We start from the raw sequence: 23,542 nt of genomic DNA on the forward strand, positions 1-23,542 counted from the left end.
CAGTATAGTAGCACTAGGAAAGGAGAACGGCAATATGGAGAGAACTACAGTTCAAGAATATACAATTCGACCTGCTACTGAAGAGGAAAGCGATAGCATTATTACTCTATTAAAAGAGGTAGCGCAGTGGCTACAACATAAAGAAGTAGATCAGTGGCAGTACCTTTTAGGGGGAGAAGCTACAGCTGAAATACTAGAAGCTATAAGAGAGAAGTATACATATGTTGTTATGAAAGAAGATGAAATTGTTGGTACGGTTACAGTTTCTCCTACACAAAATGAATGGGATGAATATATTTTTGGTAAAGAGGAAGTTTCTGATTCGTTGTATATTCATAGATTTGCAGTGAAACGGAAGTATAAGGGGAATGGAATAGGAGAATGGATGTTACGATGGATAGAAGAGAATGTGCAACATGATAAAGGGTATTTGAAGTTAGATTGTGTAGGGCATAATCGGATATTGAATGATTTTTATAAGAGAAGTGGTTTTGAATATGTTGGAAGTACGGATGGGCTTAGCAAGTTTCAAAAGAAAAGGAGAATGTGAATGCATCCAATTAACGTAAGTTTAGTTGAAAAGTTAATACAGGAACAGTTTCCTGAATGGGCACATTTAGAAGTGAAACCTGTAAAGCTTAGCGGGCATGATAATAGAACGTTTCATCTAGGCGATGAGATGAGTGTAAGGTTACCAAGTGATGCAGCATATGCACCGCAAGTAGAGAAGGAAAACAAATGGCTGCCTCTATTAAGCAAGGAACTTTCTTTACCAATCTCTTCTCCAATTGCGAAAGGAAGTCCTTCTGAAGAATATCCGTGGCCTTGGTCTATTAATAAGTGGATAGAAGGGGAGACAGTTACGAAAGAAAATGTACGTGACTTAAATGAATTTGCGGCGGATTTAGGAGCATTTCTAGTAGCATTGCAATCCGTTGATGCGAGTAACGGACCGATAGCCGGAGCACATAATTTTTACCGAGGTGGGCTCATATCTGTATATGATGAAGAGGCGAGAGGTGCTATCGAAAATAATAAGGACGTTTTTGACGAAACAGTATTAAAGCATCTTTGGGATTTAGCACTTCAGTCAACTTGGAAGCGTAAGCCAGTTTGGATTCATGGGGATGTTGCACCAGGGAACTTACTTGTTAAGGATGGAAAGCTTTGTGCCGTGATTGATTTTGGTATTTTAGGAGTAGGAGATCCGGCTTGTGATGCAGCGATGGCTTGGACATTCTTTGATCAGAATAGTCGAGATATATTTAAAGAAAGATTACGTATGGACGAAGAAACGTGGAATAGAGCGAGAGGATGGGCGCTTTGGAAGGCGTTAATTATATATGATGCGAATAAGATTAGTAATAAGATAGTGGCAGAAGAATCGTATCGTGTGATTCAAGTGATTGTGGATGATTATGAGGGGAAATAAAAAGCCTATTTCAAAATAGGCTTTTTCATATGAGTAAATATAAATGGAAAGAAGGAATATAACATTATTATACAGAATATTTAGATAATAGGAGGTGTCGAATTTTGAGTGAAATTGAATTAAAAAGGAATGTAATTAAGACAGGGAGTGAGAAGGGAGTTATTCTTCGGTTTATACTCGCTAGTTTAGTAGGGGTGTTTATGTTTTTCGTGCCGGTTACGATAAACGGTGCATCGTCTATTATGATTGATCATATCGTGTCGTGGATTAGAGCTTCGGTTCCGGGAGTAGTACCTTATTACGCACTACTCGTTATGGTAATGGGTGCGATTTATCCATTCTATACGAAGAAATGGAATGCAACTCTCGTAGATATTTGTTTTTCTATTTTAAAAGTAGTTGGCGTCGTTTTTGGTGTATTATATTGTTTAAAAGTAGGGCCAGCTTGGTTCTTTGCACCAGATGTAGGACCGTTTTTGTATGAAAAACTAGTAATATCGGTGAGTTTACTCGTTCCGATTGGTTCGGCGTTTTTAGCGTTATTAGTCGGATATGGATTGCTTGAATTTATCGGTACATTTTGCCGTCCGATTATGAGGCCATTATGGAAAACACCTGGAAGATCAGCAATTGATGCGGTTGCGTCCTTTGTGGGGAGTTATTCATTGGCTTTATTAATTACAAATCGCGTGTATAAAGAAGGAAAATATACGACAAAAGAAGCAGCCATTATCGCTACAGGCTTTTCTACAGTATCCGCAACATTTATGATTATCATCGCAAAAACATTAGACATTATGCATTTATGGAATGTTTATTTTTGGACTACTCTCGTTGTAACATTCATCGTGACCGCTATCACCGTAAGAATCCCGCCACTTAGTAGAAAGCCAGATACATACATAACGGAAGAAGGGTTTCCAGAGCCTGTTTATAAGGAGAAAATGTTAGAACGTGCTTGGGAAGATGCATTAGAAGTATCAAAATCTGCACCGAGCGTTATGAAAAATATCGCAGTGAACTTAAAAGACGGTTTCATCATGACGATGGGAATTTTACCATCGATTATGTCAGTAGGGTTACTCGGTATCGTTTTAGCGAAGTTCACACCAATATTTGATTGGATCAGCTACATTTTTTATCCTTTTACATGGGCTTTACAGCTTCCAGAAGCAGAACTAGCTGCTAAAGCGGCATCTGTTGGTATTGCCGAAATGTTTTTGCCATCATTATTAGTAGTAAGTGCACCACTCGTGACAAAGTTTGTTATTGCGGTTGTTTCGGTCTCATCTATTTTGTTTTTCTCCGCTTCAATTCCGTGTATTTTATCGACAGATATTCCGTTAAAAGTATCTGAACTTATTATTCTCTATGTACAAAGAACGATATTAACGTTGCTTATTATTACACCGATTGCTTATTTGTTGCTGTAAAAAGGAAAAGGATTATCAAAGTCATTTTAAATTTATAAAGATAGAGTAACGAAAAGGGGAAAGGTATAAAAAAGAATCCTTCTGTAAAAGGAAGGATTCTTTTGTTTAGTATTTTCATCAAGTAAATATCTTCTTGATGTTTTATTTGTTTTTCGAATATGACGTAATACTTCTTAAGAAAATTCCTAACCCCGCAAAAAAGAATCCTAAGCATAATAAGCTGCCTGGTGTTCCCCAAGTAATTTGATCTAGCATTTTTATATCCTCCCATTTATCCCATATTAATTAATCGTAAAACTTTCACCGATTAGGGTTTCACTTTATTATTATATAGTATTTTTTCAGTTTGTTCCATATTTATCCATTATATCAAGTTGAAAAATTGATCCACAAATGAAAAAACAATAATTTTTTTATAGAAAGAATAGCATTTTAGGTGTGAAACTTTTTAAAGAACGTACTTTAGACCTTTAGAAAAAGAAAAATCTTACATGAAACGAAACCAATATAAATTTAGTTTGATATAATGAGACGTAAACGGTATTCGTTGGAGATTTTTGGTGGATTATTATGTGAGAAGTTATTAAAAATTGAATGTAAGTACATTTAAAAGTAAGTTTTAAAATCTTATTATTAATATAATTAGATTTTATTTTGTGTGATATAGTAAGAAAAAGGGGGCTTACAAATGGAAATCATTCACGAAAGAGTAAAGTTACGGTTAATGGATAGTAGTGATGTCGAAACTTTGTTTTCGATTGTAGAAGGAAATCGGGATATTTGGGCGTATTTAATCTCTAAAATGGATAGTGTTCAAGATATGCAGCAATATGTTCAAAAAGCGATAAAAGGTTACGGAAGGGGTACACAAATTCCTTTCAGTGTAGTCGATCAACAGACGAATATGATTGTAGGTAGTACACGGTTATATAATATTTCAGTAGAAGACAAGACAGTTGAGTTAGGGCAGACGTGGTATCATCCAAGTGTACAACGTACGAGTATAAATACAGAGTGTAAATATATGCTTCTAGAGTATGCTTTTGAAAAACTGCATATGTTGAGGGTGCAAATTAAGACAGATGTACGAAATAAAAAAGCACAACGAGCAATTGAAAGGTTAGGCGCAGTTAAAGAAGGTGTGCTTAGAAATGAAAGAAAGTTGCCCAGTGGTCATGTGAGAGATGCGGTTGTGTATAGTATTATCGCGAGTGAATGGCCAAGTATAAAAGAAAAATTGTTAGAAAAATTAGAGTTGTATAAAGAAAAGCTATAATTCGTGTTTTGAAAGGTATATGGTTCGAAATACATGAAAAATATACCTTTTTTCTTACAAAACGCTACTTTATTTTAATTACTTTTGTTTCATCGTTCCCTTCTGATAAAAAATTCGTTACAATGTAGTTGTATGGTAATAAACTTATAAATTGAAAAATGTAATGAAAACCGCAAATGAAAAATGAATTGATAATCCTCAATTTTAAATGAAAACCCTTTTATACATATATAATAAGTAAAATTCCTTCTTTTAAACAAACTCAAACAAAACGATTTGATATAAATGTTTTTTTATAGAAGTATGGATGATGTACGGAGGCAATTACAAATGAAAGAAAATAAGAAAAGTAAAAAAAGACGAATCTTTCAAGTATTTCTACTAATGATTTGTTCTATTATTTTATATGTGAGCTATGCAGCTTATGATATTTGGAGCTATCGTTTTAAAACAGATGCTGGTGTGAACACAGATGCTGGTATCGTACTAGGAGCAGCTTCATGGAACGGAAAACCGTCTCCTGTATTTAAAGAAAGAATTAATCATGCGATTTCTTTATATAAAAACGGAAATATTAAAAAGATTATTTTCACAGGTGGTACAAAGTTTGAGGCAGAACTCGAGGAAGCACGCACTGCGAGAGTGTATGCATTGAAACAAGGTGTAAAAGAAGAGGATATTTTAATAGAAACAAAATCCCTTTTTACTGAAGAAAATTTAAAGAATGCGAAGGAAGTTGGAATAGAGAACGGAATCCGCACATACACGATTGTAAGTGATCCACTTCATATGAAACGTGCAATGAGAATCGCGAAACATATTAACATTGAAGCGTATGCTTCACCAACGCCAACATCGGCATATAAAACGTTAGATACAGAAATTCCATTCTTCTTTAAAGAATTGTTCTCGTATATTGGATATGTAACCTCTTTACCATTAAAGGCATTGAAGGGAGATTAATATAAGAAAAGGTCCTATTCTTCTATAGGGATTTTTCTTATCATCCAAAAACATTGTATTTTTATCGGAATAGTGAAACAATAGAGAAGTAGCTTCATATAATCATAATGACAAAATGAACGGTTGATGAATCGAGCATAAAGGAGATTATAGTATGGCACTCTCATTTGTTGAAACAGAAAAACAATCTTTAATTATTGAACAAATAAATAAATTGATTCCGAAGTTCATGGAAAGGGAGCATCAACTAAGTGAATTAGGATCATTTCCGTATGAAAATATAAATGATTTGAAACATATTGGATATACGAAATTAACGTTACCGAAGGAATTTGGTGGAAGCGCGATTTCTTTATATGACTTCGTTTTATTTCAAGAGAAAATTGCAGAAGGCTGTGGAGCTACCGCGCTATCAATTGGATGGCATATCGGTATTGTGAAAGAACTAGCTGAAAATCGCTCTTGGAATAACGAGATGTTCAAATGGTTTTGCGAAGAAGTACGTAACGGTGCCCTCTTTAACCGCGCGGCGACAGAACCGAAAACAGGGAGTCCGACGCGTGGCGGCAAACCAGAAACAGAAGCGATTCAAAAAGGTGATAAGTGGATTATAAATGGAAGAAAAACTTTCACAACGATGGCACCAGTACTTGATTATTTTATTATTTCAGCAAGTATTGCAGGCCGAGAAGAAGTTGGTGAGTTTGTCATTCCAAGAAATACGCAAGGCGTGTCAATTGAAGAAACGTGGGATAGCGTCGCGATGCGAGGAACTGCTAGCCACGATTTAGTCTTACAAAATGTAGAAATAGAGAACCGCTTTTTTACGGATGTAAAAGGCGGAAAAGTGAAGCAAAAGGGTATTGGCTGGTTGCTACATATACCAGCATGTTATTTAGGAATCGCACAATCAGCAAGAAATTATGCAGTTCAGTTTGCGGAATCATACAAGCCAAATAGTTTAAACCATTCAATTAGTTTATTGCCGAATGTTAGAAGATTAGTCGGAGAATTAGAACTTGAGCTTATGCAAGCTCGCGTCTTTTTATATCAAATTGCGAAAAAGTACGATGAAGCAGAAGATAAGCTTTCACTACAAGCGGAGCTAGCAGCAGTGAAATACGCCGTAACGAATGCAGCAATATCCATTGTAGATAAAGCAATGCGCGTCGTAGGAGCAAAAAGTTTATCAGAAAAAAATCCACTTCATCGCTATTATTTAAACGTCAGAGCAGGATTACACAATCCACCGATGGATGATGCGACACTGTCTATGTTGGCGGATGCGGCGTTTCGGTCGTGATGAATAAGTAAAAAGGCTGTTCCAAAGCGGAACAGCCTTTTTTATTATTTTAATTCAATAAATCTTTCTTTTCACTCTTCTTTTTATAGTTTTAAAGGAGAAAGCTAGGTTTCTTATTTTTACTAATGTTATAATAAGAAAAAAGCACGAAAAGAGGTTATCTCATGCTAGAGGTTATTGCAACATGTTTAGAAGATGTGAAACGAATTGAACGAGCTGGAGGGAAGCGAGTTGAATTGATTTCATCTTATACAGAAGGTGGTTTAACACCGAGTTATGCTTATATAAAAAAAGCGGTAGAAGCGGTACATATACCGATTCACGTTATGATTCGTCCACATGCGAAGTCTTTTACATATACGGAAGAAGAAATTGAAATGATGAAGGAAGATATTATCATCACGCAGAAGTTGGGTGCAGCTGGTGTTGTATTAGGCGTATTAAATGAACAAAATGAAGTGGATGAAGAGAAACTAGCAGATTTATTATCTGTTGTTGATGGAATAAATGTAACGTATCACCGTGCGATAGATGATACCGAAAATCCAGTGGAAGCGATGAGAACTTTAAAGAAATTTCATAAAGTGACGCACGTTTTAACTTCAGGTGGAAAAGGAAATATAGTAGAGAATATTCCGGTTCTTACAGAAATGCAAAAGGTAAGCGATGGTCAAATTCAACTTGTAGCTGGAGCTGGCGTGACGAAAGAAAATATAAAACGATTGCTAGATGAAACTGGAATTTCGCAAGCTCATGTCGGTACAGCGGTAAGAGAAGAGAAATCATGTTTTGCTGAAATCGATCCTAATTTAGTACAAGAATTAGTTGAAATAATAAAATAAGTGGTTAAGAAAGAGGAGAAACGATGAAGGAAAATACGAAGAAAGAATTATTCTCATGGGCTAAAACGATAGGATTTACCCTTGTATTAATCGCAATTATTCGTGGTGTTTTATTTACACCGTCATTGGTACAAGGCGAATCGATGATGCCCACTTTAGAAAATAACGAACGAGTTCTCGTGAATAAGGTGGGTTATAGCATAAGTGGATTAGATCGCTTTGATATTATCGTATTCCACGGAAAAGAAGGATACGATCTCGTGAAACGAGTAATTGGTGTACCAGGCGATACAGTAGAGTATAAAAATGATGTTTTATATGTAAACGGAAAAGCGATGGAAGAACCGTATTTAAAAGAGTTTAAAGAAAAAGCAGCTGGCCGTGTATTAACTCCAGACTTTACGTTAGAACAAATAACAGGGAAAACGAAAGTGCCAGAAGGCCAAGTGTTTGTTTTAGGAGATAATCGTGAAGTTTCTAAGGACGGTCGTATGTTCGGTTTTATTTCAGAAGATGAGATTGTCGGAAAAGGACAAGCTGTTTTCTGGCCGTTGAAACAAGTAAGAGCGTTATAAAGAAAGAAGTATGGGAGAAATATTCTTCCGGTGGATTTAAATCACATTTTTTGTAAAACTGAATGTTCATTTAAGAAAGACAGACAGAGGTCATTTTGATTATTATTTTTCAAAATGGCCTCTGTTTATTTGAAGATAGTATTGCAAGGAGGGAATTTAAATGATAACGAAAGAATCAGAAGTGATCTTAAACAGGAAAGGAGCTAGGAAAGTAAACGAAATTCCTAAAGAGGTCTTACAATTACTACAGCAAGGGAAAATAGAAAGTGTTAATCTAACAGAATGGCTAGCTATAAATCATATTGAACTACTTAAAAATGTCTTACCTTCAATAGGACTCAAGAATGGTTTGGAATGTATAGTAGCTGAATTAGAAAAAAAGAACGTTGAAACAGGGATGAAAGTCATACGAATAACAGGAACTTTATTGGATGAAATTATATTCGAAGAGAATGAAGGAAACAAGGAAGACGTACTGTTAAAATTATCTAAGCATATTTCAGATAGTGTACGATGCTGGGCAGCGTTTATGAATAAAAAATCAAATAACACATTAAAAGATACATTAACGTATATTCAACCTTTTGCGGCAGATCATCATTTTGGTGTTCGGGAAATTGCTTGGATGTCAATTAGAGAAGATCTTTCACAAAATATAGAAGAAAGTGTGGATTTGTTAGTAGAATGGGCAAAAAGTGAAGATGAGAATATTCGCAGGTTCTCTGTAGAGTCTATTCGTCCTCGAGGTGTATGGAGTAAACATATTGAAATATTAAAACAAGAACCTGAAAAAGCACTTCCAATTCTTAATTTACTTAAATCAGATCCATCAAAATATGTACAAGATTCGGTTGGAAACTGGTTAAATGATGCAAGTAAAACGAAACCGGATTGGGTAATGAACCTGTGTGAAGAATGGGCAAAGAATACTGACATAAAATCAACTAGTAGAATTATTAAAAAAGCTAAAAGAACGATTTTGAAAAATAAATAATATGTAACTAATAGATTTGCTAGTTTTACGAAGAAACAATCAATCATGTAAAAAAAGAATACTTTGAATAACTATGAGAAGAGCATGTATTGATCAATACATGCTCTTTATATTTTCTTTTATATCAGTGTTACTAATGAAAGGTAATTAAATTAAATTTTATTTCAAATCTAAACTTCCGTCGTACTTTTTTATTGTAACTTTTATTCTAATAGTTTTGTAACAACATGTACTTTGGAAAGTGAACCATCTCTATTTCTGAAAAAAATTTTATATTCACCTTCAGGAAGCCAATTTACAAATGTATATACTTCTTTACACGCATTTTAAATTACTGACAAAACCTCCTAGGTTATCCACTTGAAAAAAATATTGAAAGAATTGAAAGAATATTTTATAATTTTAAATTATATACTTGTTTCGAAAAACGGAATTTAAGTTCCGAAATTCGGAACTTAAAGGAGATAGGATGAGTATAAATAAAACGGCAGTTAAGACAATGGATATTTTGGAGTTATTTTATGAGCATGAAGAGCTAAGTTTAACAGAGATGGTTCAGCTTACGAGTATGCCGAAAACATCTGTTTATCGTTTAATTGGTTCGTTAGAAGAAATGGAGTTTTTACAAAAAAACGAAAAGGGGAAATATCGTTTAGGGGTCGTTTTTTTACGGTTCGGTCAACTTGTTTCACAAAGGCTATCAGTCAGAAATATTGCGATTCCATATATGAAAGAACTTAGAGATAGTTTAGGGCAGGCGGTCAACTTAATTATTCAAGATGGTAATGACGCAATTTATGTTGAAAAGATGGAAGGGGTTCAGCCAGTACGTGTGTATACGGCAGTTGGAAGACGAGCTCCGCTTTATGCTGGTGCTTGCCCGAGAATTTTACTATCGTATTTTTCTGAGGAAGAGAAAAGAAAGTACATAGAGGAAACAGATTTAAAACAGTTTGCAGATGGAACGATTGTGAATAAAGAGCAGTTGCTAGAAGTATTACATATGGCGAAAGTGGAAGGGTATACAATTAGTTATTCTGAACTAGAAAATCATACAGCGGCTATAGCAGCACCAATTTTTGCAAGTGACGGAACGATTGTAGCCGGTATTAGTATTTCAGGTGTAGCAATTGAGTATAGCGAAAGTAGTATTCCTTATTTTATTGCGAAAGTGAAAGAAACCGCATACCGCATTTCAAAAGAACTCGGCTTTTGGGCATAGAAAGAGGGAATGGGATGAAATTTTCTGCATTAGGGGATCAAGCAATTATTGTTACATTTGGTGAAGAAATTAGGATGGATATATACGAGAAAGTGCAACGATTATTTCAAGGGCTGCAGCAACATCCGTTCGCAGGAATGGTTGAATGCGTTCCATCTTTTACTTCATTAGCCGTTTATTACAACGTATACGAAGTATGGAAGCGAAATGAGAGAAGTGAAAGGCCATATGATTACGTTTGTCAGTATATACAAGAACTGAATACTTCTTTTAAAGAAGAGATGAAACGAGATGTGCAACATATTTCGATACCAGTTTGCTACGGCGGAGAATTTGGACCTGATTTAGAAGAGGTCGCGTATTATCAAGGTTTGCAAGTAGAGGATGTTATTCGAATACATAGTGAAACAACATATTTTGTGTATATGTTAGGTTTTACACCAGGATTCCCATATTTAGGGGGGCTATCAAAAGAACTAGAAACACCTAGAAAAGAAACGCCGCGGTTACAAATCGCACCTGGTTCAGTAGGGATTGGCGGAAATCAAACGGGTATTTATCCGCTTGAAACACCGGGCGGATGGAATATTATCGGCCGAACACCGATTTCTTTATTTAATCCGAAAGAAGAAACACCAACATATATTCAAAGTGGTATGTATTTACGATTTATACCGATAACAAAGGAAGAGTACGTATCGCTTGAGGGGGCTAAAGAATGGATGTAGAGGTTTTGCATGCAGGGATGTTTACAACAGTCCAAGATTTAGGGAGATCTCATTATCAACAATACGGTGTACCTGTTGGCGGGGCTATGGATCCAAATGCACTTAGAATGATTAATATGTTAGTCGGTAATAAAGAGAATGAAGCAGGACTCGAAATGACGATCATGGGACCTAAATTGTTAATAAAGAAAACGACGTTGCTCGCGATTGGCGGTGCGGATATGGAACCTTTATTGAATGGAGAACGCATCCCGTTATGGCGTCCTATTTTAGCTGAAGAAGGTAGCATGCTTTGTTTCGGAAAAGCGAAAAGTGGTTGTAGGACATATGTAACTTTTGCAGGTGGTATTCATATTGATCGTACGATGGGAAGTAAAAGTACTTACATACGTGCTGCGATTGGCGGCATAGAAGGAAGAATGCTGAAAAAAGGAGATTATTTTCAAATTGGTACAGGGGCAGACATTGCGAGTCGCTTCATTCAACGTCTACACGATGAAGAGAGAGTCAAAATGAAATGGGCTATTTGTAACGACGCTTTACCAAAATATAAGAAGCATCCTATTCTTCGCGTCATAACAGATTTTGAATATGATCAGTTTACAGAAAGTAGTAAAGGTTCATTTTTTACGAAAGAATATAAAGTGTCCAATTATGCTGATCGTATGGGATATCGGCTTGACGGAGAAGTGTTAAATAGAGTCGTTGAAAAAGAGATTTTATCGAGCCCAGTTACATTTGGAACGATTCAAGTTCCAAATGGTGGACAGCCTATTATATTAATGGCAGATAGACAAACGACAGGTGGCTATCCGAGAATTGGAAATGTCATTTCAGTAGATTTACCTCTTCTTGCGCAGTTGAAACCAGGAGACTATGTTTCTTTTGAGAAAATCACGATAGAAGAAGCGGAGCAATTATACATAGAGCAAGAAAAAGATATGAGCCTATTAAAGAAATTCATCGCTTTACGAAGCTGAAATTAGGAGGGAAACATCATGAAGACAATCGATTTAAATTGTGATTTAGGAGAAAGTTTTGGAGCTTATAAAATGGGGAATGATGATGAAATTCTTCCGTTCGTTTCCTCTATAAACGTTGCTTGTGGTTTTCACGCAGGTGATCCGTCTGTTATGCGGCAAACGGTTGAAAAGGCACTTCAGCATAATGTAGCAATCGGGGCACATCCTGGATTTCCTGATTTAATTGGATTTGGGAGAAGAAACATGAACGTTTCAGCAAGTGAAGTGTACGATTATGTTTTATATCAAATAGGTGCATTGGACGGATTTGTGAAAGCAGCTGGCGGGAAAATGCAACACGTAAAACCGCACGGCGCGTTATATAATATGGCGGCAACAAATTTAGAAATTGCGGATGCAATTGCAAAGGCAATTTCTCATATAAACCGAGATCTATCACTTTACGGGTTAGCAAATAGCGAGGCGTTTATACAGGCTGCGGAAAAATACAATGTAACGCTCGTACAAGAAGCTTTTGCTGATCGTACATATACGCAAGATGGAACGTTAACGAGTCGTACAGAAGAAAATGCGCTCATAAAAAATGAGGACGAAGCGATAACACAAGTACTTCAAATGGTGAAAGAAGGATATGTAAAAGCAGTGAATGGAGAGAAAGTAGCAGTTCAGGCACAAACAATATGTTTACATGGTGATGGAGAGAAAGCCGTCCAATTTGCGAAAAAAATATACAGAACATTCGAACTTAATGGTATTACTATTTGTGCACCGAAATGAAAAATGAGGGGAAGTGCTAGAAATGATTAAATTAATCGGGATATTACTCGTTGCGGTTGGCTTTTTATTTAGATTAAATACATTGTTAGTAGTTATGGTTGCAGGTATTGTTACGGGGATGGTTTCTGGTTTAAGCTTCTATGATGTCATCAGTATGTTCGGTAAATTTTTCATAGAAAATAGATATATGTCTATGCCTATTATATTAACTTTACCGGTAATCGGAATTTTAGAGAGATATGGATTAAAAGAAAGAGCAGAGGCACTTATTACGAAATCAAAAGGAGCAACAACTGGAAGAGTATTAATGTCATATTTTACGATAAGAGAATCATCAGCAGCACTAGGACTTAATATTGGTGGTCATGCGCAAACAGTGAGACCACTCGTTGCACCAATGGCAGAAGGAGCTGCGCAAGGAAGATACGGTAAACTTCCTGAAAAATTAAGAGAGAAGATTAAAGCAAACGCAGCTGCTGCAGAAAATACAGCTTGGTTTTTCGGAGAGGATATTTTCATCGCAACTGGTGCCATTTTATTAATGAAAGGATTCTTCGACTCAGTAGGTATGCACGTCGGAGTATGGGATATGGCACTTTGGGGTATTCCAACAGCAATATCCGCACTTATTGTGAGCTGGATCAGATTTAGAAGGTTTGATAAATATATAGAGAAAACAATGAAGGCAGAAGAAAAAGAAGAGAAGGAGGCAATATAATATGAACATCATCACTATGGATACAATCTACTATGTATTAGGAATAATCGTTGCCTTTATCGCTGTGCGTATCGCATTCGATCGTGAACATCCAAATCGATTCGGTTCTAGCTTGTTTTGGGCATTGTTTGCCGTTACATTTTTATTCGGAAATGTAATACCTTCGTTTTACGTTGGCTGTATTGTACTCGCTATGGTCGTTTTAGCTTCATTAAATAAAGTAACAAAATCAGAGGAGAAAGAAGTACCAGTACAAGAACGTGTGAAACATGCTGAGAAATTAAAAAATAAAATTTTTATGCCTGCACTGTTAATTCCGATTTTTACAATTATCGGTACATTGACGTTAGGGAAAATCAAATGGGGAAATGTCTCTCTCGTTGATCCAGATAAAGTAACGTTAGTTGCATTAGCGTTAGGAGCACTACTCGCATTCGTTGCGGCGATGCGCATTACAAAAGCAAAAATAACAACGCCTGTTCAAGAAGGAAGCAGATTACTACAGGCTGTCGGCTGGGCAGTTATTTTACCACAAATGTTAGCAGCACTTGGCGGGATTTTTGCGAAGTCTGGCGTTGGACAAGTCGTTTCTGATTTAGTTGGACAAGTGTTACCGACAGAGTATCCGTTCGTTGCTGTTATGGCGTACTGTTTAGGAATGATGCTATTCACAGTTGTAATGGGAAATGCATTCGCAGCGTTTGCCGTTATTACTGGCGGAATTGGTTTACCTTTAATTGTTCAAATGCACGGCGGGAACCCAGCAATTATGGCAGCACTCGGTATGTTTGCTGGATATTGCGGAACGCTTATTACGCCAATGGCGGCAAACTTTAATATCGTTCCGGCAATGCTTTTAGAACTGAAAGATAAGAATGCTGTTATTAAGGCGCAAGTACCAATTGCTCTTTCTATTTTCATTATCAATATGTTTATCATGTACGGCCTTGTATATCGTTTCTAATTAGGAGGATAAAACTATGAAAACAGTATTACTAACAGGATTTGATCCGTTTGGCGGAGAAAGTATCAACCCAGCTTGGGAAGTCGCAAAAAGTTTACATGAAAAAATAATCGGAGAATACAAGATTATTAGTAAACAAGTCCCAACTGTCTTTCATAAATCAATAAGCGTATTAAAAGAGTATATAGAAGAAATAAAGCCTGAAATGATTATATGTATCGGACAAGCTGGGAGTAGACCAGATATTACGATAGAGCGAATAGCAATTAATATTGATGATGCAAGAATTGCTGATAATGAAGGAAATCAGCCGGTGGATGTACCGGTTGTAGAAGAAGGGCCGGCTGCATATTGGTCGACGTTACCGATGAAAGCAATTGTAAAAAAACTTCGCGAAGAAGGGATACCGGCTTCTGTTTCACAAACAGCAGGTACATTCGTTTGTAATCACATATTTTATGGCCTCATGCATGAACTAGAGCAACATGATCAAAAAATAAAAGGCGGATTTATTCATATTCCATTTTTACCAGAACAAGCGAGTAACTATCCAGGGCAACCGAGTATGTCACTTTCTACTATTAGTAAGGGGATAGAATTGGCAATTGAGGTAACGACGGAAGTGGAAGTAGATATTGTAGCGTGCGGCGGTGCGACGCATTAAGTAAAAAGCATGTTAATTAAAGAGGGCTGATGCAGCCCTCTTTGTATTTTTAATTGAAGATGCATTATAGAATACTAACATATACGGAATTGTAACCAGCACAATGTTTTTATCCGCTCTTTTTAGGGAAAAAAGCGTAAAGATTTAATTAAGTTTTACTTCAAGAATTAGATGGAACTTATTCTATGGACTTTTGGTTATGTTGCAGGTGAAGGATTGCTATGGGTATACAAAAAAAGAGTAACCCGTTTGGCTACTCTTCATATAGAAATTTGTATTTGTTCATTTCAATAAGAGACCGTTATTGAAGTCCCTTCATGAAATTTTGGATTTTTGATGATAATGCAAACAGCAGGATGCTAACTAAAATGGAGATAGCACCAATAACACCAAAGTAAATTGCTTCTGTTGCAGGATTATATAGTTTAACAACTTGGGCATTTATTGCTTGCGCAGACGCAGTTGATAAGAACCATAAGCTCATAGTTTGCGAAGAGAAAGCAGCTGGAGCCAGCTTCGTCGTTATTGATAACCCTGAAGGAGATAAACAAACTTCTCCAATTACAATTAAAAAGAAGCTAAGGACTAACCACATAGGATTCACTAAAGAGTGAGTACCGTTGATTAAAGCCGGAATAATCATAACTAAGAATGAGAAACCTGCAAATAGCAATCCAATAGCGAATTTTTTTGCCGTTGAAGGCTGCTTCTTGCCTAACTTTATCCAAACCCATGCAAAAATCGGGGCAAGCGTTACGATAAAGATTGGACTTAATGATTGGAACCAAGCGGAATGCAATGTAATGCCATTGAACTGTAATTGAGTTCGTTGATCCGCGTATGTCGCTAAGATAATAGCACCTTGTTCTTGGATAGACCAAAATATTGTAGCTGCAATAAAGAGTGGTATATACGCAAGAAGACGAGATTGCTCTACTTTTGTTGTTTTAGGACTACGATACATATAAATGAAATAATAGGCTGGAATAACAATCCCTAAGATACTAATCAGGAATGTAAATCGATTTATAGTTAACAACCCAGTTGGAATTGTAACCACACCTAGCAATGTTAATACAATCAGACCAACACTGAAATACTTAATAGTCTTTTTTCTTTCCGAATCTGATAATGGATTAGGTACTTTTGTACCGACTAGACCAAGGTTTTTCTGTTTTGTTCCAACAAATACCCCTAACCCAATTGCCATACCAACTGCCGCAACTCCAAAACCAACGTGGAAATTATATTGCTGACCTAATGTTCCGACAACTAAAGGTGCAAGTAAGGCACCTAAGTTAATACCCATGTAGAATATGCTAAACCCTGAGTCACGACGCGCATCTGTTTCACTGTATAAACTTCCTACGATGTTCGATATGTTAGGCTTTAACAACCCTGTTCCTAGAATTAAGAAGACCATAGAGATAAATAACGCACTTTTACTACCCGGTAAAGCTAAAATAAGATGGCCAATCATAATTAAAACGCCACCAAAGAATACGGTTTTACTTGGACCAAATAAACGATCCGATATCCATCCGCCGATAATACTAGACATGAACAGTAAGGAACCGTAAATTGCCATTATCGAGGTTGCGGTAGATTGTTCAATTCCTAATCCACCTTTTGCGACCGAATAGTACATATAATACAGCAAAATAGCTCTCATTCCGTAATGAGAAAACCTCTCCCAAAACTCAGTGAAGAATAAAGTGAATAATCCTTTTGGATGCCCAAAAAATCCTGTTTGAGGAATACTTTGAACAAGTTCGTTTTTTTCTTTCATAATGTTAATATTACCCCTTATTAATTTTTAATATTATACAAGTATAACTTAAGAGACTCCCAGTAGTCCATAACTATCTAAGCCCATAGATGAAGAAAAGCAGCCTGCTGGCTGCTTTCTAAATGAATTAAAAAATCGTCATTTGCTTATTAGATACACTTTTCACTGAATCTATCTCTAAAAAATCCAGAATTGATTGTGAGAGTGCTTTAGCTACTAAGAATGCCACGGCCATTACGAACAAGTATTGAACAGTAGTTATCTTTGAAACTTTAATTAAGCCCAAAAAAGTTTGGGTTTAGATAATGCAACATAGTAAGTAAACCGAATTGTACAACACCTACTGTAAACAACTGGTATAATAAGTATAGGAAAATACATAGAGGTGATGTTTGTGCAACAATATGAAGAAGTACGTTCAATTTTAGAAAAAGCGAAGAAAATTACAGTATTAACAGGCGCAGGGGCAAGTACGGAAAGTGGTATACCAGATTTCCGTTCATCAAATGGATTGTATGCTGATGCGAATGTAGAGATGTATTTATCAAGAGGATATTATAACCGAAATCCGAAAGAATTTTGGAAGCATTATAAAGAAATCTTTCAAATTAATACGTTTCACCAATATAAAGCAAATCTTGGTCATCGCTTTTTAGCAGAGCTAGAAGAACAAGGAAAAGATATAACGATTTTAACGCAAAATATTGACGGTTTGCATCAAGTAGGTGGTAGTAAACATGTTATTGATTTACACGGAACACTGCAAACAGCACATTGTCCGAAGTGTAAAGCGGGATATGATTTGCAGTATATGATTGATCATGAAGTACCACGCTGCGAGAAGTGTAATTTTATTTTAAATCCAGACGTTGTTTTATATGGAGATACACTGCCGCAATATCAAAACGCGATAAAACGTTTATATGAAACAGATGTACTTCTCGTAATGGGGACGTCACTCAAAGTACAACCAGTTGCTTCATTCCCAGAAATCGCAAAGAGAGAGGTAGGAGCAACAACGATTTTAGTAAATGAAGAATTAACAGGGCAGGAATATAACTTTGATTATGTTTTTCAACAAAAGATTGGTGAATTTGTTGAAGGGTTATCTTCAATGGAATAAGGTATTGAAAAAACTGAGGTATTCGCCTCAGTTTTTTATTTAAGTAATCACTGTTTTAAGCCTCATGAAAACATTTTGATAATGTAGTAAACACATCTTTATAATTTATAAAAAGGTGTTTCATAGGTAAAATGGCAAAGTAAGAAGTGATATTTTCTTTAATGAATACACAATCGTCATAAAGTAAGCTAATATGTAGCTGTTGTAAGGGTTCTATTTGGTTTTGCTTCAGGTATAGAACTAAATCATTATAGAGTTGATTACTATACCCACTTACAGAACATTCTAATGAATGCTGACCTACTATGCTAGTCCACCATACTTTAAAACTACATATCAATTCTTTAAAAGATTCTTCACTACATAAATGAGTATTAAAAAGTTTCTCATAAAATATATGATTTTCCTCATGAAAGATCTGTAAATCATAGTTCTCGTTAGTAATTTGTTTACGAAGTGTTTGCCATAACTCTTTAAAATTCACTTCGAAATCGTTAGAGAAATTGAAAGTTTTTGCTATGTAGGGAAAGTGGAAATTTCCTTTGCTCTCTTTTTGATTGAGGCGAATATTTTGAATATAAATCATAAAGTTTAGACAGTGTGGGGTAGTAATATATATTGTAAATGAATCTGTCATTTTGTTTGCTCCTTCGTAATGTTTTGTATGGATTTATTTCTTAATTATACAAATGAATGTAAAATGATGGAATGAAAAAACAGTGTAATACTCTCTTTCTTTTTGAATACCATTCATGTTATTGCACATTAAGGGAATGGTAATAAATAGGTTGGGAAATTAAAATACTGAAAATTTAATCTTTTATTTCTTTTGTAATTAATATAAAATTCTATATATATCATATAAATAAATTTGATACATAATGAGTTTGTGTAGAAATGTTAATAGAATGAAGCGAGGGAGCGAAATGAGACAGAAAAAGGAGAAGCAGAAACAATCGAAAAAGAAAAAGACTCATATTCCATTTCGATTGAATGTACTATTTTTTATCGTCTTTCTTTTATTTTCAGCTATTATAATTCAATTAGGTAAAGTACAAATTATTGATGGAGAAACGTATAGAAATGAAGTGAATAAGAAAGAAGATGTGACGGTGAGCACGCCTGTTCCTAGAGGGAAAATGTTTGATCGGGAAGGTCATGTGATTGTAAATAATAAACCGTTACGAACCGTTACATATACGAAAATGAAAGGAGTAGATTCGAAAGAAGTTTTACAAGTAGCAAGGGATTTAGCAAAGTTAATTGAAATGCCGCAAGAGGATATGGATAAGTTAACGGAGACTGATAAGAAAGATTTTTGGATGCAGTTAAATGAAAAACGTGCTATGGCAAAAGTTACGAAAGAAGATGAAGGTAACTTTAGAAAGCAGGAAGTAGAAGGGAAAGAATTAGATAAAAAAGTAGAAGAATTGCGCCGAGAAAGAATTACACAAGAAGAATTAAATGAACTTTCAAAAGAGGATATGGAAGTATTAGCAATTAAAAGTAAAATGAATGCGGGATATAAAATGACACCGCAAATTGTCAAAAAAGATGTGAGTCTAAATGAATATGCAGTCGTAAGTGAAAGATTGGCAAGCTTGCCAGGAGTAGATACGACGGTGGATTGGGAACGTGAATATCCAAATGATAAAATACTCCGTTCTGTCCTTGGTAGTGTTTCTAGTGAAAATGAAGGATTACCAAGGGAGCAACTAGACTACTATTTAGTACGAGATTATAACCGAAATGATCGTATCGGTAAGAGTTATATCGAAAAGCAGTATGAAGATGCGCTGCATGGTACGAAAGAACAGACGAAAAATATTACAGATAAAACCGGAAATATTGTTCGGACTGAAAAAGTGACAAAAGGAAAAAGTGGGCATAATTTAATGTTAACAGTTGATATGGAATTGCAAAAGAAAGTGGAGGAGAGTCTTGATAAAAATTTAAGAGCATTTCATTCTTCAGAACCGATGATGGATCGCGCATTTGTTGTAATGATGAATCCGAAAAACGGTCAAATTTTATCAATGGCAGGAAAGAAAATCGTAAATAAAGACGGTGGGATGCAAATAGAAGATTTCGCTTTAGGGACGATGACAAGCTCGTATGAGTTAGGATCAACTGTGAAAGGGGCTACGTTATTAGCCGGATATCAAACGGAAGCGATTAAGCCGTATACGCATTTCTTTGATGCACCAATGTACTTTAAAGGGAGTGTCAAGCCGAAGAAATCTTGGAAAGACTTTGGAGATATTGATGATTTAAGAGCTTTACAAGTTTCATCGAACGTTTATATGTTTAATACAGCTTTAAAAATAGCAGGTATTAATTATGTACCACAAAATCCGTTAGATATTAAACAAGAGACATTTAATAAAATGCGCTATTACTTTAGACAATTTGGCCTAGGCGTACCAACTGGTATTGACTTGCCGAATGAATCAATCGGTCAAATAGGTAGAACTGATAATATACCTGGTTTTTTACTTGATTATGCGATTGGACAATATGATACATATACACCGCTTCAACTTGCACAATACATTTCAACGATTGCGAATGGCGGATACCGAATGAAACCACAAATTGTGCAAGAAGTGAGAGAGCAACCAAATAGACCAGAGGATGTTGGGAAAGTCATTCGGACAATGGAACCAACTATATTAAATCGAGTGGATATGGATATTTCCTATATCAATCACGTAAAAGAAGGATTTAGAAGAGTATTCCAAGAAGCAGACGGAACAGGTACCGCAACATTTAAAGGATTACCGTATAAACCAGCTGGAAAAACAGGAACAGCTGAAACAGTATATGGCGGGGAAAGTGATATTGGAAGAGATGAAAACTATAACCGAAAAAAATGTTATAATTTAACTCTTGCCGGTTATGCACCATATGATGCTGATCCGGAAGTCGCTTTTTCAGTTGTTGTACCATGGGTGAATGATGATAAATCAGGAATTAATTCTGCGATTGGTAAAGAGATTTTAGATGCGTATTTCGAATTGAAAGCGAAAAGGTCGGGTGTAAATCTACCCCCGGTAGAACAGTTGAACAAAGCCCAGTAAAAATAGTATCACTGCACAGACACACATTGTGCAGTGATATATTTTTTGAGTTAAAAAGCGTTTGAATAAGGTGGGAATGAATATGGAAGAGGAGATTAAGAAAAAGGAGATTAAGACAGGCTGGGGGAAGTACATACTATTTATATTTGTCATGGTAATAGCCTACCATTCATTTACGTTATGCAAGGTAGAAGGGAAATCGATGCAACCAACTCTGTATGAAGAAGACTACGTATTTGTAAATAAAGCAGCAGTACATTTTTCGAATTTACAGCACGGAGAAATTGTCATTATAAAAGAAGAGGATGAATCGAAATATTATGTGAAACGTGTCATAGGGCTTCCTGGTGATGTCATTAACATAACGAACGGAACGGTATATGTAAATGATAAAAAGCAAGAAGAGCCATATACAAACAAAGAGTTATTCAACAATACACAAGTCTTTTACAACTTTCAAAAGACAAAAATCCCGCCAAATAAGTTATTCGTAATGGGAGATAATCGTGAAATTAGTAGGGATAGCCGCAATGGTTTAGGGTATATAGAAGAAGATAACATAATTGGCAAAGTAGAGTTTGTGTATTATCCTTTTTCGAAAATGAAAATAATAGACTAGTTTAGTATCTTTATGTTCCTCAAAAAACAACCAATGAATAATTAGATGCTTTTATAATGGGAATGAAGTTAACGGTTAAGGAATAGAAAGGAACTGATCGCATGTATAAGTACACAATTTGTTTCATTAGACAAGGGGATAACATACTCCTCTTAAATAGAAATAAAAAGCCGAATATGGGAATGTGGAATGGTGTTGGAGGGAAAATTGAAGATACTGAAACGCCATATGAAGGAATAATTAGAGAAACGCTTGAAGAAACAGGCATAGATCTTCCAAGTGTAACCTATAAAGGGAATGTGGTTTTTAAAAGTAAGGACGAACCTCGGGGTAGTGAAGGAATGTATGTATTCCTTGCTGATCTGCCGGATGGAGTACATATGGACACGCCATTAAGTACGGCGGAAGGATTATTAGAATGGAAAGAAATCGATTGGATATTAAATTGTGATAATAGAGGTGTAGTTAGCAATTTACCAAAATACTTACCAATAATATTAACAGATGATAAAAAATTAGAGCATATATTTACATATGATAACCGAAATATTATTAATTACACAACTGCATTCCTGACGGAAGATGATGTGAACAAGCGATATGTAAAAAAACTACTCTCATACTCTAGTTGATAAAATATTTTAAAGAGCAATCGGTATTTTCGTATCGATTGCTCTTATTCTATACGCGGGGTGATGATATGTTTCAGAAATATAATTCATTGGCCATAATCGTCATATGTACAATGTTTCTTTTTGTAGCTTGTTCTAAAAGTGATACGGAACTGAAAGATATTCAAAGAGCAGATTATCTTGTATCTTATTCAAATACAATGAAAAACGGTGGTTACATGTATGCATACGATAAAAAAGGAAATGAGATTAGTAAAATAGAAGTAGACGGTCAAAGTATGATGAGTAATGCAAAAGATGAAAAGGGGTACTACTTTTCATCAAGTAGAAATAACAATCATTACGCTATTGATAAGACAGGTAAAATACGTGAGTTAAATAGACCTAAACAATTACAAAATATAAACGCAGGAGCATATTTCATCCATGCAGAGCGAGGGTATGTATATTATGATGTGAATATTGGATTGGTAGACGAAAAGAAGGGATATACAAGTGAACTTGTATATTGGAAAGATAGTGACAAAAGGCAAGAAAGTGTAGAACTGAAGGGAACGATTCAAGGAGCGCATATTATTGAGAATCACATATACGCATTTTCACAAACACTAGACAAAATATATATTTCAGAAATAGACTTGGCTACAAATAAAAAAACAAACGAATTTGAAATTCCTAATGAAAACGTGTATTTTGCACCAACTACTCAAAAAATAATTTTTCAAAAGTATAAAGATAAATTATTACTCGCATTGAGTGATAATGTAAATCAAAAGTTACCAGCTAAATTAATGATGATCAACCCGAAAACTAGAGTAGTAGAAAAAGAAAAGGTACTAGATGACGAGAATATTATACCTGTTCTAGTGCAGGTGATTGATAATAAGGTTTATATTTTAGGCGATGATGAAAAAATAAAAGAATTAGATGAGAATTTAAACGTCACACGCGCATATTCATTGAAAAGTGATGAAAATACAAAAATCGCTATAGAGGATAAAGGGATTTCTGATATGCAAGTACATGATCATAAATTATATATCCTATACAAAGATATGAATTCGAAAAGTAAAACGAAACAACTGGTAGCTGAGATTGAGGGGTATGATTTATTCACAGGAACCAGCATGGAAAAGACTACTTTGCAATTAGATAAGAAGTGGGATGATATTACCTTTTTTACATTAAAAGAGTAAATAAAACGATTTGAAGGGGATAACTCAAATTATGGCATTCAAAAGTGAAGAAGAACTAAATGAAGCTATTGCAGAGGCTAAAGCAAGTCTAGCAATAGAGGGCATGAATCTTACAAAAGAAATGGAAAAGATTATTAGAGACAAGTTGGCAGGTAAGATAACGCATGAGCAATTTATCGTATTAGCAGATGCGATTGCGAGACGTGAACGTACTTAACAATCTAGAAGG

General features: G+C 35.4%; 24 protein-coding genes. 22 read left to right on the forward strand and 2 right to left on the reverse strand.

The genetic code is table 11. The annotated features are described in order from the left end of the window. The first annotated feature begins 34 nt into the window (after window positions 1–34). From BAQ48_RS15330 to pcp, 16 genes are all read left to right on the forward strand, one after another. Entirely contained in the window at window positions 35–550 is a 516-nt protein-coding gene (locus tag BAQ48_RS15330) for a GNAT family N-acetyltransferase (protein WP_071711858.1), read from the forward strand. Then, the gene (locus BAQ48_RS15335) at window positions 551–1,432 is read left to right on the forward strand and encodes an aminoglycoside phosphotransferase family protein (protein WP_071711732.1); all 882 of its coding nucleotides are present in this window, start codon (window positions 551–553) and stop codon (window positions 1,430–1,432) included. A 104-nt stretch (window positions 1,433–1,536) separates the two neighbouring features. Further along, the gene (locus tag BAQ48_RS15340; protein WP_071711733.1) at window positions 1,537–2,865 is read left to right on the forward strand and encodes a YjiH family protein; all 1,329 of its coding nucleotides are present in this window, start codon (window positions 1,537–1,539) and stop codon (window positions 2,863–2,865) included. Between the two features lie 688 nt (window positions 2,866–3,553). Then, a complete protein-coding gene (locus BAQ48_RS15345; protein ID WP_071711734.1) occupies window positions 3,554–4,141 on the forward strand; it encodes a GNAT family N-acetyltransferase in 588 nt (195 codons plus the stop codon). A gap of 330 nt (window positions 4,142–4,471) precedes the next feature. Continuing rightward, a complete protein-coding gene (locus tag BAQ48_RS15350) occupies window positions 4,472–5,104 on the forward strand; it encodes a YdcF family protein (RefSeq protein ID WP_071711735.1) in 633 nt (210 codons plus the stop codon). Window positions 5,105–5,258: 154 nt separating this feature from the next. Then, the gene (locus tag BAQ48_RS15355) at window positions 5,259–6,407 is read left to right on the forward strand and encodes an acyl-CoA dehydrogenase family protein (RefSeq protein WP_071711736.1); all 1,149 of its coding nucleotides are present in this window, start codon (window positions 5,259–5,261) and stop codon (window positions 6,405–6,407) included. 164 nt (window positions 6,408–6,571) lie between these two features. After that, window positions 6,572–7,249 carry a copper homeostasis protein CutC gene (locus BAQ48_RS15360; RefSeq protein WP_071711737.1) on the forward strand — a complete coding sequence of 226 codons (678 nt, stop codon included), beginning with the start codon at window positions 6,572–6,574 and terminating at the stop codon, window positions 7,247–7,249. A 23-nt stretch (window positions 7,250–7,272) separates the two neighbouring features. Continuing rightward, entirely contained in the window at window positions 7,273–7,824 is a 552-nt protein-coding gene (gene lepB, locus BAQ48_RS15365) for a signal peptidase I (RefSeq protein ID WP_000662497.1), read from the forward strand. A 160-nt stretch (window positions 7,825–7,984) separates the two neighbouring features. Continuing rightward, window positions 7,985–8,818 carry a DNA alkylation repair protein gene (locus tag BAQ48_RS15370; RefSeq protein ID WP_071711738.1) on the forward strand — a complete coding sequence of 278 codons (834 nt, stop codon included), beginning with the start codon at window positions 7,985–7,987 and terminating at the stop codon, window positions 8,816–8,818. A gap of 469 nt (window positions 8,819–9,287) precedes the next feature. After that, window positions 9,288–10,040: an IclR family transcriptional regulator gene (locus tag BAQ48_RS15375; RefSeq protein ID WP_071711739.1), complete on the forward strand. Its 753-nt coding sequence runs from the start codon at window positions 9,288–9,290 to the stop codon at window positions 10,038–10,040. A gap of 14 nt (window positions 10,041–10,054) precedes the next feature. Beyond that, complete coding sequence (pxpB, locus tag BAQ48_RS15380; protein WP_071711740.1) at window positions 10,055–10,768, forward strand: 5-oxoprolinase subunit PxpB; 714 nt, start codon at window positions 10,055–10,057, stop codon at window positions 10,766–10,768. After that, complete coding sequence (locus BAQ48_RS15385) at window positions 10,759–11,748, forward strand: 5-oxoprolinase subunit C family protein (RefSeq protein WP_071711741.1); 990 nt, start codon at window positions 10,759–10,761, stop codon at window positions 11,746–11,748. Before pxpB ends, BAQ48_RS15385 begins: the two co-directional genes overlap by 10 nt. Before the next feature lie 18 nt (window positions 11,749–11,766). Next, complete coding sequence (pxpA, locus tag BAQ48_RS15390; RefSeq protein ID WP_071711742.1) at window positions 11,767–12,528, forward strand: 5-oxoprolinase subunit PxpA; 762 nt, start codon at window positions 11,767–11,769, stop codon at window positions 12,526–12,528. Window positions 12,529–12,550: 22 nt separating this feature from the next. Continuing rightward, window positions 12,551–13,246 carry a DUF969 domain-containing protein gene (locus BAQ48_RS15395; RefSeq protein WP_071711743.1) on the forward strand — a complete coding sequence of 232 codons (696 nt, stop codon included), beginning with the start codon at window positions 12,551–12,553 and terminating at the stop codon, window positions 13,244–13,246. Window position 13,247: 1 nt separating this feature from the next. Continuing rightward, the gene (locus tag BAQ48_RS15400; RefSeq protein WP_001021656.1) at window positions 13,248–14,210 is read left to right on the forward strand and encodes a DUF979 domain-containing protein; all 963 of its coding nucleotides are present in this window, start codon (window positions 13,248–13,250) and stop codon (window positions 14,208–14,210) included. A 16-nt stretch (window positions 14,211–14,226) separates the two neighbouring features. Further along, window positions 14,227–14,874: a pyroglutamyl-peptidase I gene (gene pcp, locus BAQ48_RS15405; RefSeq protein ID WP_071711744.1), complete on the forward strand. Its 648-nt coding sequence runs from the start codon at window positions 14,227–14,229 to the stop codon at window positions 14,872–14,874. Window positions 14,875–15,175: 301 nt separating this feature from the next. Here the strand turns inward: pcp and BAQ48_RS15410 are convergent, their stop codons facing one another. Continuing rightward, window positions 15,176–16,663, reverse strand: coding sequence for a peptide MFS transporter (locus tag BAQ48_RS15410; RefSeq protein WP_071711745.1), 1,488 nt, complete (start codon window positions 16,661–16,663; stop codon window positions 15,176–15,178). 385 nt (window positions 16,664–17,048) lie between these two features. On the opposite strand from BAQ48_RS15410, the gene BAQ48_RS15415 reads away from it, so the two are divergent. Continuing rightward, a complete protein-coding gene (locus BAQ48_RS15415) occupies window positions 17,049–17,786 on the forward strand; it encodes an NAD-dependent protein deacylase (protein ID WP_084064684.1) in 738 nt (245 codons plus the stop codon). Window positions 17,787–17,841: 55 nt separating this feature from the next. Here the strand turns inward: BAQ48_RS15415 and BAQ48_RS15420 are convergent, their stop codons facing one another. After that, window positions 17,842–18,423, reverse strand: a complete 582-nt coding sequence (locus tag BAQ48_RS15420) for a hypothetical protein (protein WP_071711747.1) — start codon at window positions 18,421–18,423, stop codon at window positions 17,842–17,844. 289 nt (window positions 18,424–18,712) lie between these two features. On the opposite strand from BAQ48_RS15420, the gene BAQ48_RS15425 reads away from it, so the two are divergent. From BAQ48_RS15425 to BAQ48_RS15445, 5 genes are all read left to right on the forward strand, one after another. Next, complete coding sequence (locus BAQ48_RS15425) at window positions 18,713–20,866, forward strand: peptidoglycan D,D-transpeptidase FtsI family protein (RefSeq protein WP_071711748.1); 2,154 nt, start codon at window positions 18,713–18,715, stop codon at window positions 20,864–20,866. 82 nt (window positions 20,867–20,948) lie between these two features. Continuing rightward, on the forward strand, window positions 20,949–21,485 hold the full coding sequence (lepB, locus tag BAQ48_RS15430; protein ID WP_071711749.1) for a signal peptidase I: 537 nt from the start codon (window positions 20,949–20,951) through the stop codon (window positions 21,483–21,485). Between the two features lie 101 nt (window positions 21,486–21,586). Continuing rightward, the gene (locus tag BAQ48_RS15435; protein WP_071711750.1) at window positions 21,587–22,117 is read left to right on the forward strand and encodes an NUDIX hydrolase; all 531 of its coding nucleotides are present in this window, start codon (window positions 21,587–21,589) and stop codon (window positions 22,115–22,117) included. A gap of 68 nt (window positions 22,118–22,185) precedes the next feature. After that, window positions 22,186–23,313 carry a hypothetical protein gene (locus BAQ48_RS15440; protein WP_071711751.1) on the forward strand — a complete coding sequence of 376 codons (1,128 nt, stop codon included), beginning with the start codon at window positions 22,186–22,188 and terminating at the stop codon, window positions 23,311–23,313. A gap of 31 nt (window positions 23,314–23,344) precedes the next feature. Continuing rightward, window positions 23,345–23,530, forward strand: a complete 186-nt coding sequence (locus tag BAQ48_RS15445) for an antitoxin VbhA family protein (protein WP_071711752.1) — start codon at window positions 23,345–23,347, stop codon at window positions 23,528–23,530. Window positions 23,531–23,542: the final 12 nt, after the last annotated feature.

Source organism: Bacillus luti, from assembly GCF_001884105.1.
GTDB classification, from domain to species: domain Bacteria; phylum Bacillota; class Bacilli; order Bacillales; family Bacillaceae_G; genus Bacillus_A; species Bacillus_A luti.